Annotated in this window: 2 protein-coding genes; both read left to right on the forward strand. The window is 71.4% G+C overall.

The genetic code is table 11. The features are described from left to right. The first annotated feature begins 318 nt into the window (after positions 1-318). A complete protein-coding gene (locus HG543_RS53280) occupies positions 319-981 on the forward strand; it encodes a hypothetical protein (RefSeq protein WP_169352623.1) in 663 nt (220 codons plus the stop codon). Between the two features lie 37 nt (positions 982-1018). Then, a complete protein-coding gene (locus HG543_RS53285; RefSeq protein ID WP_246357952.1) occupies positions 1019-1786 on the forward strand; it encodes a hypothetical protein in 768 nt (255 codons plus the stop codon). Positions 1787-2121: the final 335 nt, after the last annotated feature.

Genomic DNA, 2121 nt, shown 5'->3' on the forward strand with positions numbered 1-2121 from the left:
GGCCTGGAGGGCCTGGAGCTCGGTGGGCTGGAGCGAGTCGCGCAGGTTGGAGAGCTTGAGGGCGAGCGCGGAGTCGTCGGGGAAGGCCCGGACGAGCGTCTCGTAGAGGCCGAGCGCTTCCGCGAGTTCGCTCCGGCGCAGGGCGCGGTCGGCGCGTGCCTCCATGTCGGCCCGGGCTGCAGGGGTCATCAGGCTGAGGAGGTTACCCGTGACGTCCGGGGATGTCACAACGAAGGTGCGGGCCCTGGCGCCTGGAGGCCGGGCAGGAGACGCGGGGCCCGTGAGCGTGGGCGCCGAAGCCGCCTATGCTGCGGCGCCGTGTCCTCTTCGACCCTCGCCGTGGGACTGCTGGTGCTGTCGGGCGCGCTCGGGACGGAGCTGCGCCGGGACGGCTATCAGTTCCGCCCGCCCGAGGGCTTCCACATGGTGCGCTGGGAGCAGTACGCGGGCTCGCGCGCCGGGGCGGTGACGCTGGAGGCGGACGCGCCGCGCGCGCTGTCCGCGGCGCTGGCGGATGGAGAGGGCCCGGAGGCGGCCACACTGCTGGTGTCGGTGGTGGAGCGGGGCTTCTCCGCGAGCCCGTCGGAGCGGGACGACTTCGCCGCGGCGGTGATGCAGCACTTCCAGCGCGAGCTGGGGCTGACGCTGTCGCCCGAGCGCGTGGAGCGGTTGGGCGGCGCGGTGCCGCGCGTGGAGGTGCTGGGCACGCTGCGCGAGGCGGGGCAGGTGCGCACGGTGCTGGTGGCGGGACTGGCGTCGGAGGGCCGGCATGCGGTGGTGACGGTGAGCGCGCCGGCGGTGCGCTGGGAGGAAGTGGAGCCGCGCGTGCGGGCGTCGCTGGAGACGTTCCGGCTGGAAGAGACGACGGCGCCGGGGCCGGTGCCACGCAGGCTTTTGGGCGCGCTCGCGGGAGCGCTGGCTGGAGCACTGGTGGCCTCGTACACGGCCTGGCGCAGGCGGCGCGTGCGCCAGGGGGGCTAGGTGTGCAGGGAGAATCCCTCTGGGTATGGTGTGAACCATGCCTCGGCTCCTGGATTGTCACCGCCTCGCCTTGCTGCTCGTGCTCATGTCCGCCCTCTTCTCCGCGCAGGCCGCGGAGGTCTCCCCCGCCGAGCGGGTAGAGACCACGCCGGGCCTTTCGCCCGAGGCCGTGCGCCGCGCCTTCGATGGCCAACGCCAGACACTGGCGTCCTGCTTGCGCCTCGTCACCCTGCGCCCCGCGGCAGGCGCCGCACGCGGTCAGCCGGAGTACCAGCTCTGGAGCGATGTGCCGGGAACGGATGACCGCGTCCAATTGCGCTTCACCCTGACTCCGGAGGGCAAGGTCCGCAAGGAAGACGGGAACGCGGAGTTCTTCGGCGTGCGTTCGCTCTACCTCGACACCCGCTGCGCCGAGAGCATCGTGGCGGACTGGTCCTTTCCGACCTTCCCGGGGGAGAAGAACGAGCTGGTGCGCGTGGAGGTGTGGGCACGCTTCCGGAGCACGGACTCCGAACGGAAGGCGGCACTCACTCACCTGCGTGAGGACTACACCGCCCTCTGCGGTGCACTCTCCGCGCTGGGAGACGCCGACCGTCCTCCGTCAAACGAGGAGTGGAGCGCCGCCGTCATGCGCTTCCTGTCGGAGCGTCGCGCGCGCATGGACTCGCGCATGCGCCGAGGCCTCGAGACGCTGGCCCAGGTCAACGTGATGAATGGCATCGCCATCTACGAAAACCTGATGGAGGAGAGGATGGCCACGGTCGTCGAATGCCCGAAGCTCCGCTCCTGGACGAAGAAGCGGTGAGAGCGGACGCGGGAGGCAGGCCCTGACCGTCGCGCGGCTCCCGAAAAATCGGGAGGGCCGCGCAACCAGCTTTTCGCGGGCCCTACGTATGGAGGGCAGACCGGGGTTCCTGCCGCGCGCGACGGCGTGTCGTCAGTGGCAGAGCCCGGTGGCCGCCGTTCCCCCCAACTCGCCCCTCTTCGCTGGCGCGGCCGCGCGAAGCGCCTGTCTTCAGGCGTCCTTCAACGAAAGTACATTCTCCATGCAGATGCAGAACTGGCTCGTGTCGTCGGTGCTCGGACTCACGCTCGTGGGAGGCGCCGGCTGCGGTCCCCAGGAGCAGCCCGCCCCCACTC

This window comes from Pyxidicoccus fallax (genome assembly GCF_012933655.1).
GTDB classification, from domain to species: domain Bacteria; phylum Myxococcota; class Myxococcia; order Myxococcales; family Myxococcaceae; genus Myxococcus; species Myxococcus fallax.

Excerpts from the sequence above, each read along its gene's own strand:
- HG543_RS53285 (WP_246357952.1), top strand. The coding sequence starts at position 1,019 with ATGCCTCGGCTCCTGGATTGTCACCGCCTCGCCTTGCTGCTCGTGCTC.